Origin of the sequence: Mesorhizobium sp. WSM4310 (assembly GCF_007003935.1) — a bacterium.
GTDB lineage: Bacteria > Pseudomonadota > Alphaproteobacteria > Rhizobiales > Rhizobiaceae > Mesorhizobium.
The window spans coordinates 35,179-51,284 of sequence record NZ_VFTA01000038.1 but is presented as its reverse complement, the minus strand read 5'-3'; the positions used below and the strand labels follow the sequence as shown (position 1 = coordinate 51,284).

Genomic DNA, 16,106 nt, shown 5'->3' with positions numbered 1-16,106 from the left:
GATGGATGCTGAAGCGTGGTAACTCCAGTCTCCTCGGTCCGGTCCGAATGGACAACCTCTCGAAAGCTCACACCTAGGATGGGTGCTGCCACGCGGCTCGGACTCAGCGTGCATTATCACGTAAATGTTGAGAGAATGAATGGCGCCGCGAAGGGCAATTCCAGCCGTCCAAAGCGACAGGCGTGTCGCGGCCTCGACATTGCAGTGGCGCTTACCTAACACGGCCTCACACTGCCCTCTAAACGGCCCCGAATTTGAACTGACGGCCCCTGGCCGGTTCATCGGGCAGGTCAAGGGCTAGGTGTAGTACACAGGGCTCATAACTTTCAGTTTCTAGTTGGTACGATGGGCCGTGGACGGTCGATGCAGACTTCAAGATGGCGAACGAAGCTCTCCATGCGTGCGTTGTCGAGGCAAGTGCCTTTGCCATGCTCGCGACTGGAGAGATTTCAAAATGAGCCTTGTAAGCGGAGAATGCCGCCGACGCTGTTCGGCTTGCTCGTGCCCTTGACGGCGGTAGGCTCGGCAGGGCCGAGGCCAGAGTTGCCGTAGTGGTCGTAATCGACCTCGGCTGTGACCGTGAAGCCGGGAACGACCATGTAGGCGACGTTTGCAGCCACACCAGCATCCTTGAGCTGATCACCCGAGACCTGAAGGTTGAACGAAGTTTTCTCGTCAAACTCGTAGGTGGCGCCCGCCCAGAAAGCCCACTGGCCGTTCCAGATTTTGTACGAGCCGCGCCCATGATTGGCAATTGCGCCGTTTGAGTCCTCGTTGAGACTGGCATTGGAACCGTAGCCGAAGAGTCCAAACAGCGACAGCTGGTTTGTGACAGCGACGTCGACGCGGATCTTGCCGGCAAAAGCTTCGTAATTGCTGTCATAAGCCGCGACGCCGATGATCGAGCCCCAGCCTTGCGTGTATTTCAAGCCGGCGACAACGTGCGGAATATAGCTGTCGATAGTACCGGCTGAGCCCGATCCTTGTTCGAGCGAAATCACAGTCGAAATGCCGTTGCCGGCGTCGAAGTGGTACTGAGCCACGTTGGTGTCGAAGCCGGCCGACGGAACGAGCATACTATCGAGAACGTTGCCAGCGTAGCTTGCAAACGTATCGAAGGCCGACCCCTCCTTGCCAACTCGCAGGCCTCCCAGCTCGACCCAGGCAGAAGCCAGTGCGAGGCCGCTGTTGAAATCATAGTTCTGAGGACTGTCATGCGAGTTAGCGCTGTTGCCAAAATTCACCTGGGTTTCGGTATAGGTCGTCAACGCGCCGAGCTCGGTCTGCTGGCCGGTCCAAGTTTTGAACGTGAAGCGTGTGCTGTTTCGCCAAGTGCCTTGGTCCTCGCCAGTTCTCACGTCCGAGGTTCTTGCGCTGTCATACGATCGGACGTCACCCAGGCCGATATCGTAACGGACATAGCCGCCGATGCGCAGGCAGGTCTCGGTGTTGGGAATATAGGAATATCCCGAGCCGAGGACGTCGCAGATCTTGATGTACTCGGCCGGTTCCCGCTCGGCGCCAGCTGCTCGACCGACGGAAATGGTCATCAGAGCAGTTAAGCCGAGAAGAGGACTCTTGATGTACATGTCTAGATCTCCATGAAGGAATAAAAAGGATAGAGGCGAAAGAGCAAGCTTTTCCTCTAAATTTTGTGCGTGTTGTCTCCAATATGTGGACGCCAAAGCGCTTGACACGAGAGGTGAGCCAGCGTAAAAGCCACATGTACTTATAATAGTGTTTTCTGCTAGGAGATTCATTATCGTTTACATGTGAAACACTCCGGTCGGACCGCTGCAGCTCTCCGAATAGAGCAGCAAGCGACATGCCAACCTGAAGCGTAGATGCGGCCGACACCAAAATCGGGCCGACGCGCCTTCGTCTCGCTGGAATCACTTTTTTTGAGGGTCACTGCGAAAAGAAATGTGCGACACGGTTCGCCATGTTCGATATGTGACAGTCTCGTTTAACAGCGACGGCTTCCCGTCTGACCGCAACGGAGGCCGCGCCATCCGCTACCGAGAAGGATCACTGCGCGTACGCTCCGCAAGGGCTGCGCCAGGAACAGAGGGCGTGCACGTCCGAGGCGTCGCATGGTGGCCGCAGCACCTTTTCGCCGCTGTAAGTTCGCCGTGCAGGTACATTGCGCGGCCGGAAGCGAGAGGGAGCGCACCCTGAAACGGCTGCCTACGGCTCGCCTCGAGTAATTGGCGATGAACAGTATTCTCGAGAACTTAGTCTCGACGGAAAGAGCAACGAAAGGAAGCCGCTTGGACGAGCACGATCCGAAGGAAGAACCGATCGAGACCATTTTCCGCAACGGCACAATCACTGCCGTGGGTATCCTGCTTGCCTTTTCCCTCGGCTTCCTCACTCATTGGGCCGCGAACCCCTTGCCATGGCAACTCTACGATCTGTTCGCCGTAGTGCCGATCCTGCTCGGCATCGCACTGCAGATGAGAGCGCTGTCCATGCTGCTCGACATGAGTTCCTTGCGGCGCCCCATCTACGAACGCGCCAATCGCATTTTCATGGTCGGCCTCATCCAGACCGCGTGTGGCGTCGGCATGGCCATCTTGGTCGATCTTTTCGGGATATCGGTAGGGGGCACGCTGCCCGGCGCTTGACGACAAGCCACACCGCTCTTCGCTCGAAGCGACGTCAAGCCGGGGAACCTTGTGCACCCCCTAGCGGCGTCCTCCTTTCATCAAATGAGCCGACGTCAGCTTTAGAGCGTCTCGGTGGCTAAAGCCGGTATGGTTTTTCGGCCGGCAGGGAAGGCCGCTGGCTGGACCTGGATGGCGTCTGAACGAGGCTTGACAGGTCCGTTGCGTCGGACATGAATTTCGCATTGCAAAGTTCTTCCGCAGACGCCTCAAGCACACTGCACTGGCGTCACGTACTCAGACGTTGAATGCGGCACCGCACCATCACCTCAGGCGCAACCATGGCACGCGCGCTCCCCGGCGTGGTTGACCCCATCCTGTCCAAACGAGACTGCGACATAAGCGGGACGCACTGACTTAGGTCAGAGACCAGGACGAGCGCGCAACGAAAGAATGATGGATGAGCGACGTGGGATGACAGCTCCTTGCACACCTCAATCCTGACAAAGTACCGGGACCCCCGGCCGCCTTGGTATACCATCTATCCGACTGTGCCAGACTTCTCTGCGGCAGTTGGTGCTGACGATTATGAGGAATGGCTGGGGGGCCTCCCGGCCGACGAATCGGTGTCGCTCTATTTCCACATTCCGTTTTGCCGATCCATGTGCTGGTATTGCGGCTTCCCTACCGCGGTCATCCGTCGCAACGGCCCGATCCTTAATTATTTAGCGGTGCTGCGTCAGGAGATCAGTTTGGTGTCGGAGCAAGTGCGGCAAGGGCTGCCGGTGAGCGATGTGCATTTCGGCGGCGGAACGCCTCACCTTATCGGGCCAGCCGAGCACTTGGCGCTGATGGAATTTCTACGCCGCCACTTCGCTTTCAGCAAAACTGCTGCGATCGCCGTGGAGATCGATCCCCGAACGTTCACACCGGAAATGGCCGAAGCCCTGGCAGCTAACGGTGTCAACCGCGCGAGCATCGGATGCAGAGCTTTGATCCCGATGTGCAAAGGCGATCAATCGGATCCAGAGTAAGGTGCAGACGGCCGCTGCAGTCCAAAATCTCCGCCGGCATGGCGTTGGCCATATCAACTTCGACCTCATCTTCGGTCTACCGAAACAGACTGTGCAGTCCTGCATCCAGACCGCGATGGCTGCGGTCGCCATGCGCCCCAACCGGCTTGCGGTGTTCGGATACGCGCATATTCCTTCCGTGATAAAGAATCAGCGCCTAATCGAGCAGGCAGGTCTACCGGACGGCGATCTTCGCGCCGAACAGGCTGCAACTGTCGCCGAGACACTGGTTGGCGCTGGCTACCGGGAGATCGGGCTCGATCATTTCGCTCCGCCGGACGACGAACTTGCGCTAGCGCCAGAAGACCGGGCGCCTACGGCGTAATTCGCTGGGATACTCGGCCGATACTTGCAAAACGTGATCGGCTTCGGCGCGTCGGCTATTGGCCGAGTCCGCGAGGGGTATGTTCAGAACGAAGTAACACGGGATTCTTACGCCCGGCACATCGCAAGTGGACGTCTGGCGACATCAAAGGGTCACCGTCTGACCGACGATGACCGGGTGCGCGCAGCGATCATCGAGCGACTGATGTGCGATTTGGAGGCCGACGTGCCGACCATCTGTGCCGCCCACGAAATCGAACCAGCTCGTTTTCTCGATTCAGTTGAGAGTTTGGTGACGCTGGCTGAGGAGGGGATCCTGGACGTCGAAAACGGCTTCATCCGCGTGCGGCCGGAGCACCGCTTTGTTGTTCGCGCCGTTGCTGCTGCATTCGATGCTTTTCTCGCGAATCGATGAGTTGAGGCCACGACGCCGAAAGGCATCAGACCTTGTTTGGCGCTCGTCGGCATGGGCTCTCGCAGAAGACTCCGCAAGCGTATGCAGGGGACTTCCACTTGACGCCGCGTTCACCATCATCTCGCCTGGGTGCGCGCGAAAGCGCACAACCCGGAGCACGCTGCTCTCGGTGTGAGGCTGTGCTCTGCAAAGCACCGGTGATCCACCCTGTCCCTGGACAGCAGCTTGATGGCGTCATCTTGGAGGACGAGAAAAGATTGTCGAGGTACGGGTACGAATTGCCTCGGTCGTCCGTTCAATCGAAAGCACTGTCTGCGGAGGCACCTCTCCTTCATGCAGTGACAGGAGATGCTGGGCGACTTCCTTATCTGCTGCGGTGAGTCGATGATTTAGGCGGAGAAAGTCCATCCAGGTGGGGGTGCGGAATGTCTCCGTCCAAAGTGACGGTGTTTGCAGATTTCGCTGGAGCGTCCAGTTTCGTGCACCGGCACGGCTCTGGACGTGTCGCCGCGTGCGCATGGAGCCCAGAAAGGCCTCGATATTTTCCTCCGATATCAAATACTCGACCTTGGCCACGATAGGGCCACTTCTGGGTTTCAGATCGAGAGCCACGTCCGGCGGATGAAAAACTGAACTTTCTTGATCGGTTTCTTCCCAGGGACGGACCGGCAACACGATCCCCGCTGCTGCAACCAGCAACAGAGCGCCTGCGGCGCCCTCCAATGCTGAGGTCAAGGAATAGTTTTGCGCGACAGAACCCCAGATCCAGCTGCCAGCAGCCATACCGCCTGCGCTCAAGGCGTAGTAAATGGAGAGCGTGCGGCCTACAACCCACCTTGGGCTTGCCAACTGCACCGACACGTCAATGCCCGTCCAGGTGATAAGCCAACCCGCTCCGCCGAGCGCCAGCGAAATGGCCGCCACAGGAAGCGACGATGTAAGGGCAAGGGAGAGGCAACAGACTGCACAAGCCACAGAGGCGAAGGCCACCAGCCTGTTTTGAGACGTGACCTTCCTCAAGAAGCCGTTGCCCATACCCGCGATGAAAGCACCCATGCCGAAGCCGGCCAATAAGATACCGTAGACAATTGGCCCACTCTTCAACTGATCCCGGACGACGAGGGGGAGCAACGCCAGAATGGAGATGCTTGCCAACCCGAAAAGAGCGGCTCGGGCGGTCGCTGCCCTGATCTCCAAAGACATCGCCGTAAAGCGCACTCCGTCATGAATTGCCGTCGTCATTCTCTCACGAGGGAGAGGCGAAGAGCGGACCTCCCATTTGGTGCGCCATATCGCGCTTATGGGCGCCAGATCACTCACCGCAGCCAAGGCGAAAGCGGCCAGCGGCCCAAAGACGGCCAGGATCACGCCCCCCAAGGCTGGACCAACGCTGCGCACAATGTTGTATCCGACGGACATAAGCGTCACTGCGGCCGGAATGTCGCGTTTGTGAAGGATATCGCCGACCGAAGCGTGCCAAGCCGGATCATTCAAGGCAAAGCCGCAGCCGGCCAGGAAACCTAACCCGAGAATCAGCCAAGGACTGACAAATCCCAGACCCACAGAAATCATCAGCGTCGTCGACGCCGATGCTATCAGGCAGTGTCCCGCAAACATCACCCACCGGCGGCTGAAGTTGTCGGCAATGGCTCCGGCGAAAACTGAGAGGAAGAACACCGGCAATGTGGATGCGGCCTGGACGAGTGCCACCATGAGGTCGGACGCTGAAATCGTTGCCATAAGCCAACTGATGGCGACCGTTTGCACTAGCCAACCGAGGCTGGAAATCTGGGTGGCCGCCCAAATTGAGCGAAACACCTTGTTTCGAAATGGGGCGAGCGTCTTTGAAACGGGCGGTTGGGGATTTTCGCTCTGCATGAGGTATTGCTGGCCTTCGATGAGCGCTGCGATTTGAGCAAGCGGGTCGATACTTAGACATCGCGGAGCACCGCACGGACCCCAGCTCTATGGAGCTTGCCGGCGACTATTTGCGTATTGAGCCATTCTCATAGTCTCATTCATGAGCAGTCCTGTGCGCAAGCATTGCTTTGCTAAATTCCCACCACAAGCGCGCCGCCGCTGAGACCCGCACCCGCTGCCGCCAAGAGGACTTTCTCGCCAGGCCGAAACGGCTGCGCCCGATGGGCCAGCGACAATGAGAGCGGGATCGTCGCGGCGGAAGAGTTGCCATATTCGGCGATCGTCTTGACGATCGAGTGATCAGCGATGCCGAGGTTCCTGCCGACCGCGTCGAAAATGCGCGCATTGGCCTGATGCGGCACGAAACGATCGAGGTCTTGCGGCCTCAGTCGGGCAGCAGTGAGCGCATCTCTCGAGCAGGCGGTCATCATCTCCACGGCCTTGCTGAATACTTCACGGCCGTCAGTGATCGTCATCCGTGTCTGCGCGAGGTCGAGGTCGGCATGGAACGGAGTGTTGCTTCCCCCGGCGGGAATCTGGATTAGCCCGTAGCGCGAGCCGTCGGAATCCACCGAAGCGCCGAGAATGCCTCGATCCGGGTCATCGCAAGGACTGATCACCATGGCGCCGGCGGCATCGGCAAACAGCACGGCGCTGGCGCGCTCGGCCAAATTGATGCGGTGGCTGAGGATGTTGGCGGCGATGACAAGGCTCGCTTTGCCGTGCAGGCGGGTGAACCCGTCGGCGAACATCAGCGCATAGATGAAGCCGGCGCAGGCGCCGGTCAGGTCGATCGCTCCGGCGCGGCCTAGCCCCAGCCGATGTGCGACCAGCGGCGCGCTTGGCGGCAGAAGGTGATCGGGCGTCGACGTGGCGAGCAAGAGTAGACCGACGTCGCCGCGGTCGATACCGGCATTGGTCAGCGCCATGTCGCCGGCAGAGGCGGCAAGGCCCGACAGCGTGTCTTCGTCTGTTGCCCAGAAGCGCGAGCGAATTCCGGTGCGCCGCTCGATCCAGCCGGGCTCAAGCCCGAGCCGGTCTTCGATTTCCGGGTTCTCGACCTTGCGCGTCGGCGCATGATGGCCGAAGCCGAGAACGCGCGACGATAGGTTCATGGCCGCGAGCCGAAGCGTTCGCCGGCCTCCTCTATCGCGTCATAGAGCCCGTCCAATTCGTCGCTGGTGATGCAATAGGGCGGCAGAAGATAGAGGACATTGCCGAGCGGGCGCACCAACAGGCCGCGCTCAAGGAAAAAAGCGCGCAGTTTTGGCCCGATCTCGGCCAGATAACCGGCTGAGCCGGTGCGTAGGTCGAGTGCCGCGATGGTGCCGGTTGTCCGGCAGTCGGTGAAATATGGATTGTCCCGGAAGCGTTGCAGCCCCGCGGCCTGCCTCGCGCTCAAGACCGCGATCCGCTCGGCCACCGGCTCGTCACGCCAGATCTCGACATTGGCAAGTGCTGCCGCGCAGGCGATCGGATTGGCGGTGTAGGAGCTCGAATGGAAAAACGTCTTCTTGCGATCCTCCGAAAAGTGAGCGTGGAAGATGGCATCGGTGGCGATCGTGGCGGCCAGCGGGATGGTACCACCGGTCAGACCTTTCGAGGTGCACAAGATGTCGGGCGAGACGGACGCCTGTTCGCAGGCAAACATGGTTCCGGTGCGCCCCCAGCCGGTCATCACTTCATCGGCGATCACGAGCGTGCCGGAGGCTTCGGCGATCCTCTTCAATTCGGCAAGAACCCAGGCCGGATACATCAGCATGCCGCCGGCGCCAAGCACCAGCGGCTCGACGATCAGCGCGGCTGCGCGCCGGTCGCGGCTAACGGCCTCGAACCGATCCAGCGTTTCCTGCTCGCGCCCGGCGGCCGGGAAGGGGATGGTGTCGACCTCGAACAGCAAAGGCTCATAGGCGGCGTTGAAGACGCCACGGGCGCCGACGCTCATCGTGCCGATGGTGTCGCCATGATAGCTGTGCTCCATGACGGCGATGCGCGAACGCGACGCGCCGATGTTACGGAAATAGCCGAGCGCCATCTTCAGCGCGACTTCGACTGAGGTCGAGCCACTGTCGGAATAGAACACCCGGTGGAGGCCGGCGGGTGCGATGCCTACAAGCGCCTCGGCCAGCCGTTCGGCCGGCTCGTGGGTGAAGCCCGCGAAGATGATCTGGTCGAGGCTCGAGGCGGTCGTCTCGATGGCCTTCATGATGCGGGGGTGGCGATGGCCATGGGTGACGACCCACCAGGAAGAAATCGCATCGAGGATGCGGAAGCCGTCGGCCTTGTGGAGATAGGCGCCTTCAGTCAGCACGATTTCAGGGAGCGAGGGCTCTAGCGCGTGCTGCGTGAACGGATGCCAGACTCGAGACTCCGCCATCAGTCGCCTCCGGCAATCATGGCCAGGTCGAAGCCGGAAATCATTGCATCTCTCAACGTTTCACCCGTCAGCGGACCGAGGTGCGGCAGCCTGCCCAGCTGCGGCACGCCGCCGAATTCCACGATTGTCCTTTGTGTATCGGCCACCTCTTCGCCAATGAAGGCAATGCCGATGAGCGGGATGGAGCGGGCTCTCAGGGCCTCGATCGACAACAGCGTATGATTGATGGTGCCAAGCGCGGTGCGGGCGCACAGTATGACCGGCAGCCGCCATTGTTCGAATATGTCAATGAACCTTGTCTGTCGATTGAGCGGCACCATCAGCCCGCCGGCGCCTTCGATGACGAGCGGTGTCGGCAGGACCGGAAATGAAAGATCGTCGGCCTCGATCGCGACGCCGTCGATTTCGGCTGATCGATGCGGCGACAGCGGCATCGTCAGTCGATAGACTTCGGGCAGCACGCGTCCGTCGGGCAAGCCGGAAAGCCGGGCGACGACCTCGCTGTCGGTCTCCTCGTTGAGGCCCGATTGCACCGGCTTCCAGTAGAAGCCGTCGAGCAGCCCGGCAAGTCCGGCCGAAAACACTGTCTTGCCAATTCCAGTGTCTGTTCCGGTGACGACGATGCGTTTGGTCATGCTGTGGCCAACACTCCGACGAGAGCCTCGACCATGGCGGAAATGTCGGCTTCGTCGACGTTGAGAGTCAGCGAAATGCGCAGGCGCGACGTACCCTCAGGCACTGTCGGCGGGCGAATGCCGCGTATGTCGAAGCCGCGTGCCTGCAGTCCTGCCGCCACCGCCATGGTGCGGCTGTTATCGCCGATCACAAGCGGCTGGATCTGCGAGCCGCTGGGCATCACGCCGCAGCGTTCGGCCAATTGCCGGCTCGCGAAAGCGACACGCTCGTGCAACTGAGCACGACGCATAGGCTCGTCAGACAGAATAGTCAGCGCCTCACGTGCCGCGACTGCCATCAGCGGCGATGGTGCGGTCGCATAGATGAATGGCCGGCACCGGTTGATAAGATAGTCGCACAGTGTTCGCGGTCCGGTAACGAGCGCGCCGGATGCGCCAAGCGCCTTGCCGCATGTGTGGAGCGTGACGATGTTGTCGCGGCCTTCATACGCGGCGGCCAGTCCCCGGCCGTCCGGTCCCCAGACGCCGGTGGCATGCGCTTCATCGACGACGATGAATGCCTGGTACCGATCAGCCAGCGCGACCAGGCTCTCCATCGGCGCACGGTCGCCATCCATGCTGTAAAGGCTTTCGAAGGCGATCCACACCCGCCCCATGCCGCCTTCGGCGCGCCAGCGGGTGATTGCGTCCTCGACAGCGTCGACGTCGTTGTGCGCGGCCAGCTTGAACTCAGCGCGCCCGGCCTGGGCACCCTCATGCATGCTGGCATGAGCGAGCTCGTCGAGGACCAGCAGGTCGCCTTTCTGCGGCAGGGCCGTCAGCAGAGCGAAGTTGGCGATATAGCCGCTGCCGAAGAACAGTGCACGCTCGGCTCCGAAAAATGCCGCTGCGTCCGCCTCCAGTTGCTCATGTTCCGGTGCATTGCCGCGCAACAGCCGCGATCCGGTGGCGCCCACTGGCGTGCCCCGCGCAATCGCCGTCGAAACCGCATCGCCCAGTCTTTTGGAGGCGGCAAGTCCGATATAGTCGTTCGACGAGAAGTCGAGCCCGGCGCGCGGTGCGAGCGTCCGCAACCGGTCCTTGCGCCCCAGTCCCCGCAAGGTTGCGTCATAGCGGGCAAGAATTGCCTCCTTCATTGCGTGGCGAGTTCCATAGGCTCAATGCCGAGGCGCCGGAACAGAAGGGTATCCTTGTCCTCGCCGGGATTTCCCGCCGTCAGCAGCGTGTCGCCGACAAAGATCGAATTGGCGCCGGCAAAGAAGCACAGCGCCTGCGTTTCGTCGCTCATCGCCGTCCTGCCGGCGGACAGCCTTACATAGGATTTCGGCATCATCACCCGCGCGAGCGCAACGATGCGGACGAAATCGATCGGATCGATGGCGTCGGCCGCGGCAAGCGGCGTGCCTTCGATGGGAATAAGCATGTTGATCGGCACGCTTTCCGGCGGCTCGGGCAGGTTCGCGAGCGTGACCAGCATGTCGATGCGATCGGTCTTTTCTTCTCCCATCCCGACAATGCCGCCGCAGCAGACTTTCATCCCAACCGCGCGCACGTGCCCAAGCGTTTTCAGCCGGTCGGCAAAAGTCCTGGTTGAAATAACCTCGCCATAGTAGCGCTCAGAGGTATCGATGTTGTGGTTATAGTAGTCGAGACCGGCCTGCTTCAGGCGAGCAGCTTGCTCAAGATCGAGCATGCCGAGCGTCATGCAGGTCTCCATGCCGAGGGCCTTGACGCCCTCAATCATGGCGACCACAACGTCCATGTCGCGCTCCTTGGGACTTCGCCACGCCGCGCCCATGCAATAGCGCGTTGCGCCGCCATCACGCGCCTTGGCCGCTTCGTCGATGACATGCTTGACGTCCACCAGCTTCGACGCCTTCACACCGGTTTCGTAATGCGCAGACTGGCTGCAATAGCCGCAATCTTCGGGGCACCCGCCGGTCTTGATGCTAAGGAGCCGCGACAGCTGCACTCGGTTTCGATCGAAGTTCTGGCGGTGGATCGTCTGAGCCAGGAACAGCAGATCGTTGAATGGCATGCCGTAGATGGCCTCGGCCTCTTTGCGGTTCCATCGCGGAGGCGTTCCGTCGACCGATTGCATGGTCTGGTTCACGTCGAACTCCGAGTTCATTCCAATCGTCATCGTCAAACCTTTGTTTGCTAGTCCGGTACGCCTTCTTGGCTTTGGGGCGCACTCGCTAAAGGCGAGCTGCGGCACGTCTTTCCAGCACCTCCTACGCCTGCCGAGCTGATGTTGCTCCTCACGCCGTAATCCTCAGTTCAAGTGCTTGCAGATGTTCTGGTGGTCCGGCATGTCCAGGCCGATGTCGAGGATCGGGGCGCTGTGCGTCAGCCAACCCATGGAGATGAGATCGACACCGGTCGCCGCAATCGCCGCCGCCGTTTTCGGCATCACCCGACCGGACGCCTCGGTGATCGTACGGCCATCCACTATAGAAACCGCGCGGGCAAGATCCTCGACCGACATATTGTCGAGCAGCACCGCGTCAACACCAATCGCGAGCGCTGCATCGAGCTGCTTCAGCGTGTCGACCTCGACCTCGACCTTCACCATATGCCCTGCTGCGGCGCGCGCCCGCTCTATTGCTGTGCGCATATCGCCGGCGATCGCGATGTGGTTGTCCTTTATGAGCACGCCGTCATCGAGGCCGAACCGGTGATTGGCACCGCCGCCGACGCGCACGGCGTATTTCTCCAATGCCCGCAGCCCGGGCGTCGTCTTTCGCGTCGATACAATCCTCGCCTTGTGACCGCGCACGGCCTCAACCATGGCCGCTGTGGCAGTGGCAATGCCGCTCAGCCGGCATAAGAAATTGAGGGCCGTGCGTTCGGCCGTGAGCAGGCCTCGTGCGGGTCCGGACAATCTTGCAATGGTTTCCCCGGCCCCAACCTCGCTGCCATCAGGGCGCCAGATCTGGATGTTGATCGCCGGTTCCACGAGAAGGAAGGCATACGAGACCAGATCGAGCCCGGCAACGACGCCCGCCTGCCTCGCTTTGAGCACCAACGTGGCAGTGCAATCATACGGGATAACCGCATCGGTGGTCAGGTCGCCGGATCTGCCCAGGTCTTCGAGGAGCGCAACGCGCACAATCGGTTCGATCAGGGTCGCGGGGAGGGGGGAGAATGAAGTCATATCAAGTGCTCCGTATGGTAGCCCGGCAATCGAGTGCGGCCGCGGCCCGCATTGCGCTGTGCAGTGTCAGCCGTGATGGGCGCACGTTGGCATCGTGGAGCGGGAAATCGGACCGACAGTGCGCGCCTCGACTCTCTTCCCGCCTCAGGGCCGCCGCGGCGATCATCAGTGAGACCAAAGCCGGACCAGAGGCAGCGACACTATTGGCTGCGATCGGCAGCAGGGTCGCCACCGCTTCGCGCATTGCCTCGCCGTCGCGGATGATACCCAGGGCGGCGGAGACAATCGGGCGGACCACGGAAGCGTCTGGTCGTGGAGGGACGAATGTGGAGCATCTGCGCGGTCGCCGGGTATACGACGTGCCGGCAACGCTTTCGGCAACCCAGCTCGCGGTGACCGCCGCTTCGGTGAGCGAGTTGCTGGCCAGGCGGTTGGCGCCGTGCAGGCCGGTACAGGCCACCTCACCGCAGGCCCACAATCCCTCGATGGAGCTGCGGCCGGCGCTGTCTACGGCGACGCCGCCCATGTGATAATGTGCCGCCGGGCGCACCGGGATCAGGTCGGTCGCTGGGTCGATTCCTGCGCTCCGGCACAATTCGGCGATGCCTGGAAAACGCTTGCCAAATCTCGGGCCGAGACTTTGCCGTGCGTCCAGGAATACGCGGCGTCCAACGGCAAGCTGGTGCCAAATGGCGCGCGCTACGACGTCGCGAGGCGCAAGTTCACCGCCAGGTGTGTCGGCGAGGAAGCGCTCTCCTCGCTCATCGATGAGCACCGCGCCTTCGCCACGCACGGCTTCGCTCACCAGCGGCATCGGCCGGCGCGGACCGTCGAGCGCAGTTGGATGGAACTGTATGAATTCCAAGTCGGCGAGTTCCGCCCCCGCCCATGCGGCGAGCGCCAGCCCGTGACCCCATGAGCCAGCGGGGTTTGTCGTGTCGCAAAACAGCCCGCCGACGCCGCCGGTCGCCAGCACCGCGCGACGCGTGGGCAGAGCGAGCGCGCCGGCTCGTCCTGCTGCGACCACGGCGATGACCGACCCGTCCTGCACGACCAGCCGGCGGACCTCCACATTTTCGATAATGGTGATCGAGGCTGTACGCCGAACCGCGGCGACGAGCGCGCGCACCAACTCGCGACCGGTGGCGTCGCCGGCTGCATGCACAATCCGCCGTCGCGAGTGTGCCGCCTCGAGCCCAAGTCGCAACGCGCGGTCAGGGTGCTGGTCGAAGTCGACGCCGAACCTTTGGATCGTCCTAATCGCTTCGGGTGCAGCTCGTACCACTCGCCGCACCGTGGCCTCATCGCAGAGTCCGTCGCCGGCAGCTATCGTGTCGCAAAGGTGAAAATCTGGGCCGTCGTCGCCCCCGAGACTTGCCGCAAGACCGCCCTGGGCAAGTTCACTGCAGGCTCCGGTTCCAAGCGGCGCGTTGGTCAAAAGCACGACCGGTTCCGGCGCCAGATGAAGCGCCGTCATCAGGCCGGCAATGCCGCCGCCGATGACGACCGGCGCCCCCGCGATTTCGCGAACCTCCAGACTCATAGGGAAAGCATGCGCTCGACCGCGCGGCGGGCGGGGCCGGCAATTTCGGGATCAATCCGGACCTCATGCCGGTTCTGCTCGAGTGCGGCGCGAATGTTGGCCAGGTTGATGCGCTTCATGTGCGGGCACAGATTGCATGGGCGAACGAACTCGACGTCGGGATGCGCGACCGCGACGTTGTCGCTCATCGAACATTCGGTCAGAAGGACGACACGCTTCGGTTTCTCACGCTCGACATAATCCGACATCGCCGCGGTCGAGCCGGAGAACTCCGCCTCCGCGACAACGTCTGGTGGGCATTCTGGATGGGCCAGCACGATGACGCCTGGATGGGCATCGCGCAGTTCCCGGATGTCTGCTGCGGTGAAGCGCTCATGCACCTCGCAATGGCCTTTCCAGGCGATGATCTCGACGTCTGTATCGGCTGCCACGTTCCTCGCCAGATATTCGTCCGGGAGCATCAGCACACGCGCCACGCCAAGCGATTCCACCACCGCCTTGGCGTTGCCGGACGTGCAGCAGATGTCGGACTCCGCTTTTACGGCGGCGGAAGTGTTGACGTAAGTAACAACGGGGACCCCCGGATACCGCAGCCGCATTAGCCGCACGTCGTTTGCCGTGATCGATTCGGCCAGCGAGCAGCCGGCGCGGAGATCCGGGATGAGCACGGTCTTGTTCGGATTGAGCAGTTTTGCCGTCTCGGCCATGAAATGAACGCCGGCAACCACGATGATGTCGGCGTCGACCGTCACCGCCTTGTGGGCCAACGCCAGGCTGTCGCCGACGATGTCTGCCACGCAATGAAAAATTTCGGGCGTCTGGTAATTGTGCGCCAGCACCACCGCATTGCGCTCACGCTTCAGCGCTAAGATGGCTTCAATATCGCCGGCGAACGCGGGCCATTCAACGGGTGGGATCACCCGCCGGACACGCTCATACAAGGACGCAGCCATAGGTAACGCCCCAGTCATTGGCGCCTCGATTATATTCGGTTTGACAATAAGGGAATATATCTACCTTGACTATAAGTATGTCAAGCCCGCGCCAGCGGTAATTTTGTCCCGGCGATAGCCCTGTCGTCGAGGACGGCATGCCGGAAGCGATAAAGCTTCGCCGGTCGGCCGCCCGTGTCGAGGGAGGTCTCCCCGGTCTCCTCAACAAGTTCCTGCTGCTCGACCAATCTCCGGAAGTTCGGCTTGTTGATCAGCCTGCCAGCCAAAGCTTCCACGGTTCGCTGCAGTTGCAGCAGCGTGAAGGAAGGCCGCATAAGCTCGAACACGACCGGCCGGTATTTGATCTTCGAACGCAGCCGCGCGATCCCGGTTGCCAGAATACGACGGTGGTCAGCGACCATTGGTTTGCCAGCCGCGGCCGCAATCGCGTCCCTGCCGCCACCGGCCTCCTCAATCAGAGCAGCTTCATAGAGCAACTCGTAGCGTTGGAGCGTGAGTTCCTCGTTCCAATGGCGGTCGTCGAAGCCGAAGGCTATCGCAGCGCGCTGCCGGCGCTCGCGTTGAGTGGTCGGCTCGCTGGCGCCGCCGGCCCACTCAATCAGGCGGGGCCGCAATCTATCGAGCAGCACAGGCGGCGTGCCGAAGCGGTGGTCCTCCCAGGGAAAATATTCGTACCAACTTTGCCAGCCGCACGCGGCCGAGTTCGTTGCCTGTTCCTTCCTGGTCAATGCGAGATAGCTGATTGAGATGACGCGCTGGTGGCGCTCAGTGCCGATGCGATCGCGATCGGCGAAGGTGTAGAGTTGCTCGATGTATCCAAGTGCATGGCCGGTCTGCTGCTCCACCCACCCCCTCAAACCCGACTGCAGTGATCGATGCTCAAGGGCAAAAGGTCCAGAAGGGAGGGTGTCCGCATGACCGACTGTGAGGACACAGGGCTCACTGTCGTTTACGGCGACCACGACGGCAGTCAGGTCCACTTTGGCTTCGTCAGCTTTGACGGCGGCTTTGCCTTTCTTGGTTCTTCTTGTCTGAGGATCCATGTTTGCGAAAGCGGGTTGGCCCAACGGAGCGCCTTAATCGATTGAATGTAACCTTGGAAG

Annotated in this window: 12 protein-coding genes and 1 pseudogene; 2 read left to right on the top strand and 11 right to left on the bottom strand. The window is 61.3% G+C overall.

What is annotated here, in order from left to right:
* Positions 1–449: 449 nt before the first annotated feature.
* Positions 450–1,589, bottom strand: a complete 1,140-nt coding sequence (locus FJV80_RS29040; protein WP_063169258.1) for a porin — start codon at positions 1,587–1,589, stop codon at positions 450–452.
* A gap of 681 nt (positions 1,590–2,270) precedes the next feature.
* Between FJV80_RS29040 and FJV80_RS29035 the strand changes: the two genes are divergently transcribed.
* The gene (locus tag FJV80_RS29035) at positions 2,271–2,627 is read left to right on the top strand and encodes a hypothetical protein (protein ID WP_024505577.1); all 357 of its coding nucleotides are present in this window, start codon (positions 2,271–2,273) and stop codon (positions 2,625–2,627) included.
* A gap of 464 nt (positions 2,628–3,091) precedes the next feature.
* Positions 3,092–4,418: pseudogene (hemN, locus tag FJV80_RS29030) on the top strand (oxygen-independent coproporphyrinogen III oxidase).
* A 234-nt stretch (positions 4,419–4,652) separates the two neighbouring features.
* Here hemN and FJV80_RS29025 read toward each other — a convergent pair.
* From FJV80_RS29025 to FJV80_RS28980, 10 genes are all read right to left on the bottom strand, one after another.
* Positions 4,653–6,296 carry an MFS transporter gene (locus FJV80_RS29025; RefSeq protein WP_063169257.1) on the bottom strand — a complete coding sequence of 548 codons (1,644 nt, stop codon included), beginning with the start codon at positions 6,294–6,296 and terminating at the stop codon, positions 4,653–4,655.
* Positions 6,297–6,469: 173 nt separating this feature from the next.
* The gene (locus tag FJV80_RS29020) at positions 6,470–7,453 is read right to left on the bottom strand and encodes a beta-ketoacyl-ACP synthase III (protein ID WP_063169256.1); all 984 of its coding nucleotides are present in this window, start codon (positions 7,451–7,453) and stop codon (positions 6,470–6,472) included.
* The gene (locus tag FJV80_RS29015) at positions 7,450–8,715 is read right to left on the bottom strand and encodes an adenosylmethionine--8-amino-7-oxononanoate transaminase (RefSeq protein WP_063169255.1); all 1,266 of its coding nucleotides are present in this window, start codon (positions 8,713–8,715) and stop codon (positions 7,450–7,452) included. The genes FJV80_RS29020 and FJV80_RS29015 overlap by 4 nt, the downstream gene beginning before the upstream one ends.
* Positions 8,715–9,350 carry a dethiobiotin synthase gene (gene bioD, locus FJV80_RS29010; protein WP_063169254.1) on the bottom strand — a complete coding sequence of 212 codons (636 nt, stop codon included), beginning with the start codon at positions 9,348–9,350 and terminating at the stop codon, positions 8,715–8,717. Before bioD ends, FJV80_RS29015 begins: the two co-directional genes overlap by 1 nt.
* Positions 9,347–10,486, bottom strand: a complete 1,140-nt coding sequence (locus FJV80_RS29005) for an 8-amino-7-oxononanoate synthase (protein ID WP_024505572.1) — start codon at positions 10,484–10,486, stop codon at positions 9,347–9,349. Before FJV80_RS29005 ends, bioD begins: the two co-directional genes overlap by 4 nt.
* Entirely contained in the window at positions 10,483–11,451 is a 969-nt protein-coding gene (bioB, locus tag FJV80_RS29000) for a biotin synthase BioB (RefSeq protein ID WP_224570943.1), read from the bottom strand. The genes FJV80_RS29005 and bioB overlap by 4 nt, the downstream gene beginning before the upstream one ends.
* A gap of 174 nt (positions 11,452–11,625) precedes the next feature.
* The gene (gene nadC / locus FJV80_RS28995) at positions 11,626–12,507 is read right to left on the bottom strand and encodes a carboxylating nicotinate-nucleotide diphosphorylase (protein ID WP_063169252.1); all 882 of its coding nucleotides are present in this window, start codon (positions 12,505–12,507) and stop codon (positions 11,626–11,628) included.
* A 1-nt stretch (position 12,508) separates the two neighbouring features.
* Positions 12,509–14,050, bottom strand: coding sequence for an L-aspartate oxidase (locus FJV80_RS28990; protein ID WP_063169251.1), 1,542 nt, complete (start codon positions 14,048–14,050; stop codon positions 12,509–12,511).
* The gene (gene nadA / locus FJV80_RS28985; RefSeq protein ID WP_063169250.1) at positions 14,047–15,021 is read right to left on the bottom strand and encodes a quinolinate synthase NadA; all 975 of its coding nucleotides are present in this window, start codon (positions 15,019–15,021) and stop codon (positions 14,047–14,049) included. The genes FJV80_RS28990 and nadA overlap by 4 nt, the downstream gene beginning before the upstream one ends.
* 62 nt (positions 15,022–15,083) lie before the next feature.
* Positions 15,084–16,046 (bottom strand): membrane protein, encoded by a 963-nt coding sequence (locus FJV80_RS28980; protein ID WP_024505567.1) that lies wholly within the window; start codon positions 16,044–16,046, stop codon positions 15,084–15,086.
* Positions 16,047–16,106: the final 60 nt, after the last annotated feature.

Excerpts from the sequence above, each read along its gene's own strand:
- nadA (WP_063169250.1), bottom strand. The coding sequence starts at position 15,021 with ATGACTGGGGCGTTACCTATGGCTGCGTCCTTGTATGAGCGTGTCCGG.
- FJV80_RS29025 (WP_063169257.1), bottom strand. The coding sequence starts at position 6,296 with ATGCAGAGCGAAAATCCCCAACCGCCCGTTTCAAAGACGCTCGCCCCA.
- FJV80_RS29015 (WP_063169255.1), bottom strand. The coding sequence starts at position 8,715 with ATGGCGGAGTCTCGAGTCTGGCATCCGTTCACGCAGCACGCGCTAGAG.
- FJV80_RS29040 (WP_063169258.1), bottom strand. The coding sequence starts at position 1,589 with ATGTACATCAAGAGTCCTCTTCTCGGCTTAACTGCTCTGATGACCATT.
- FJV80_RS28990 (WP_063169251.1), bottom strand. The coding sequence starts at position 14,050 with ATGAGTCTGGAGGTTCGCGAAATCGCGGGGGCGCCGGTCGTCATCGGC.
- bioD (WP_063169254.1), bottom strand. The coding sequence starts at position 9,350 with ATGACCAAACGCATCGTCGTCACCGGAACAGACACTGGAATTGGCAAG.
- nadC (WP_063169252.1), bottom strand. The coding sequence starts at position 12,507 with ATGACTTCATTCTCCCCCCTCCCCGCGACCCTGATCGAACCGATTGTG.
- FJV80_RS29005 (WP_024505572.1), bottom strand. The coding sequence starts at position 10,486 with ATGAAGGAGGCAATTCTTGCCCGCTATGACGCAACCTTGCGGGGACTG.
- bioB (WP_224570943.1), bottom strand. The coding sequence starts at position 11,451 with ATGCAATCGGTCGACGGAACGCCTCCGCGATGGAACCGCAAAGAGGCC.
- FJV80_RS28980 (WP_024505567.1), bottom strand. The coding sequence starts at position 16,046 with ATGGATCCTCAGACAAGAAGAACCAAGAAAGGCAAAGCCGCCGTCAAA.
- FJV80_RS29020 (WP_063169256.1), bottom strand. The coding sequence starts at position 7,453 with ATGAACCTATCGTCGCGCGTTCTCGGCTTCGGCCATCATGCGCCGACG.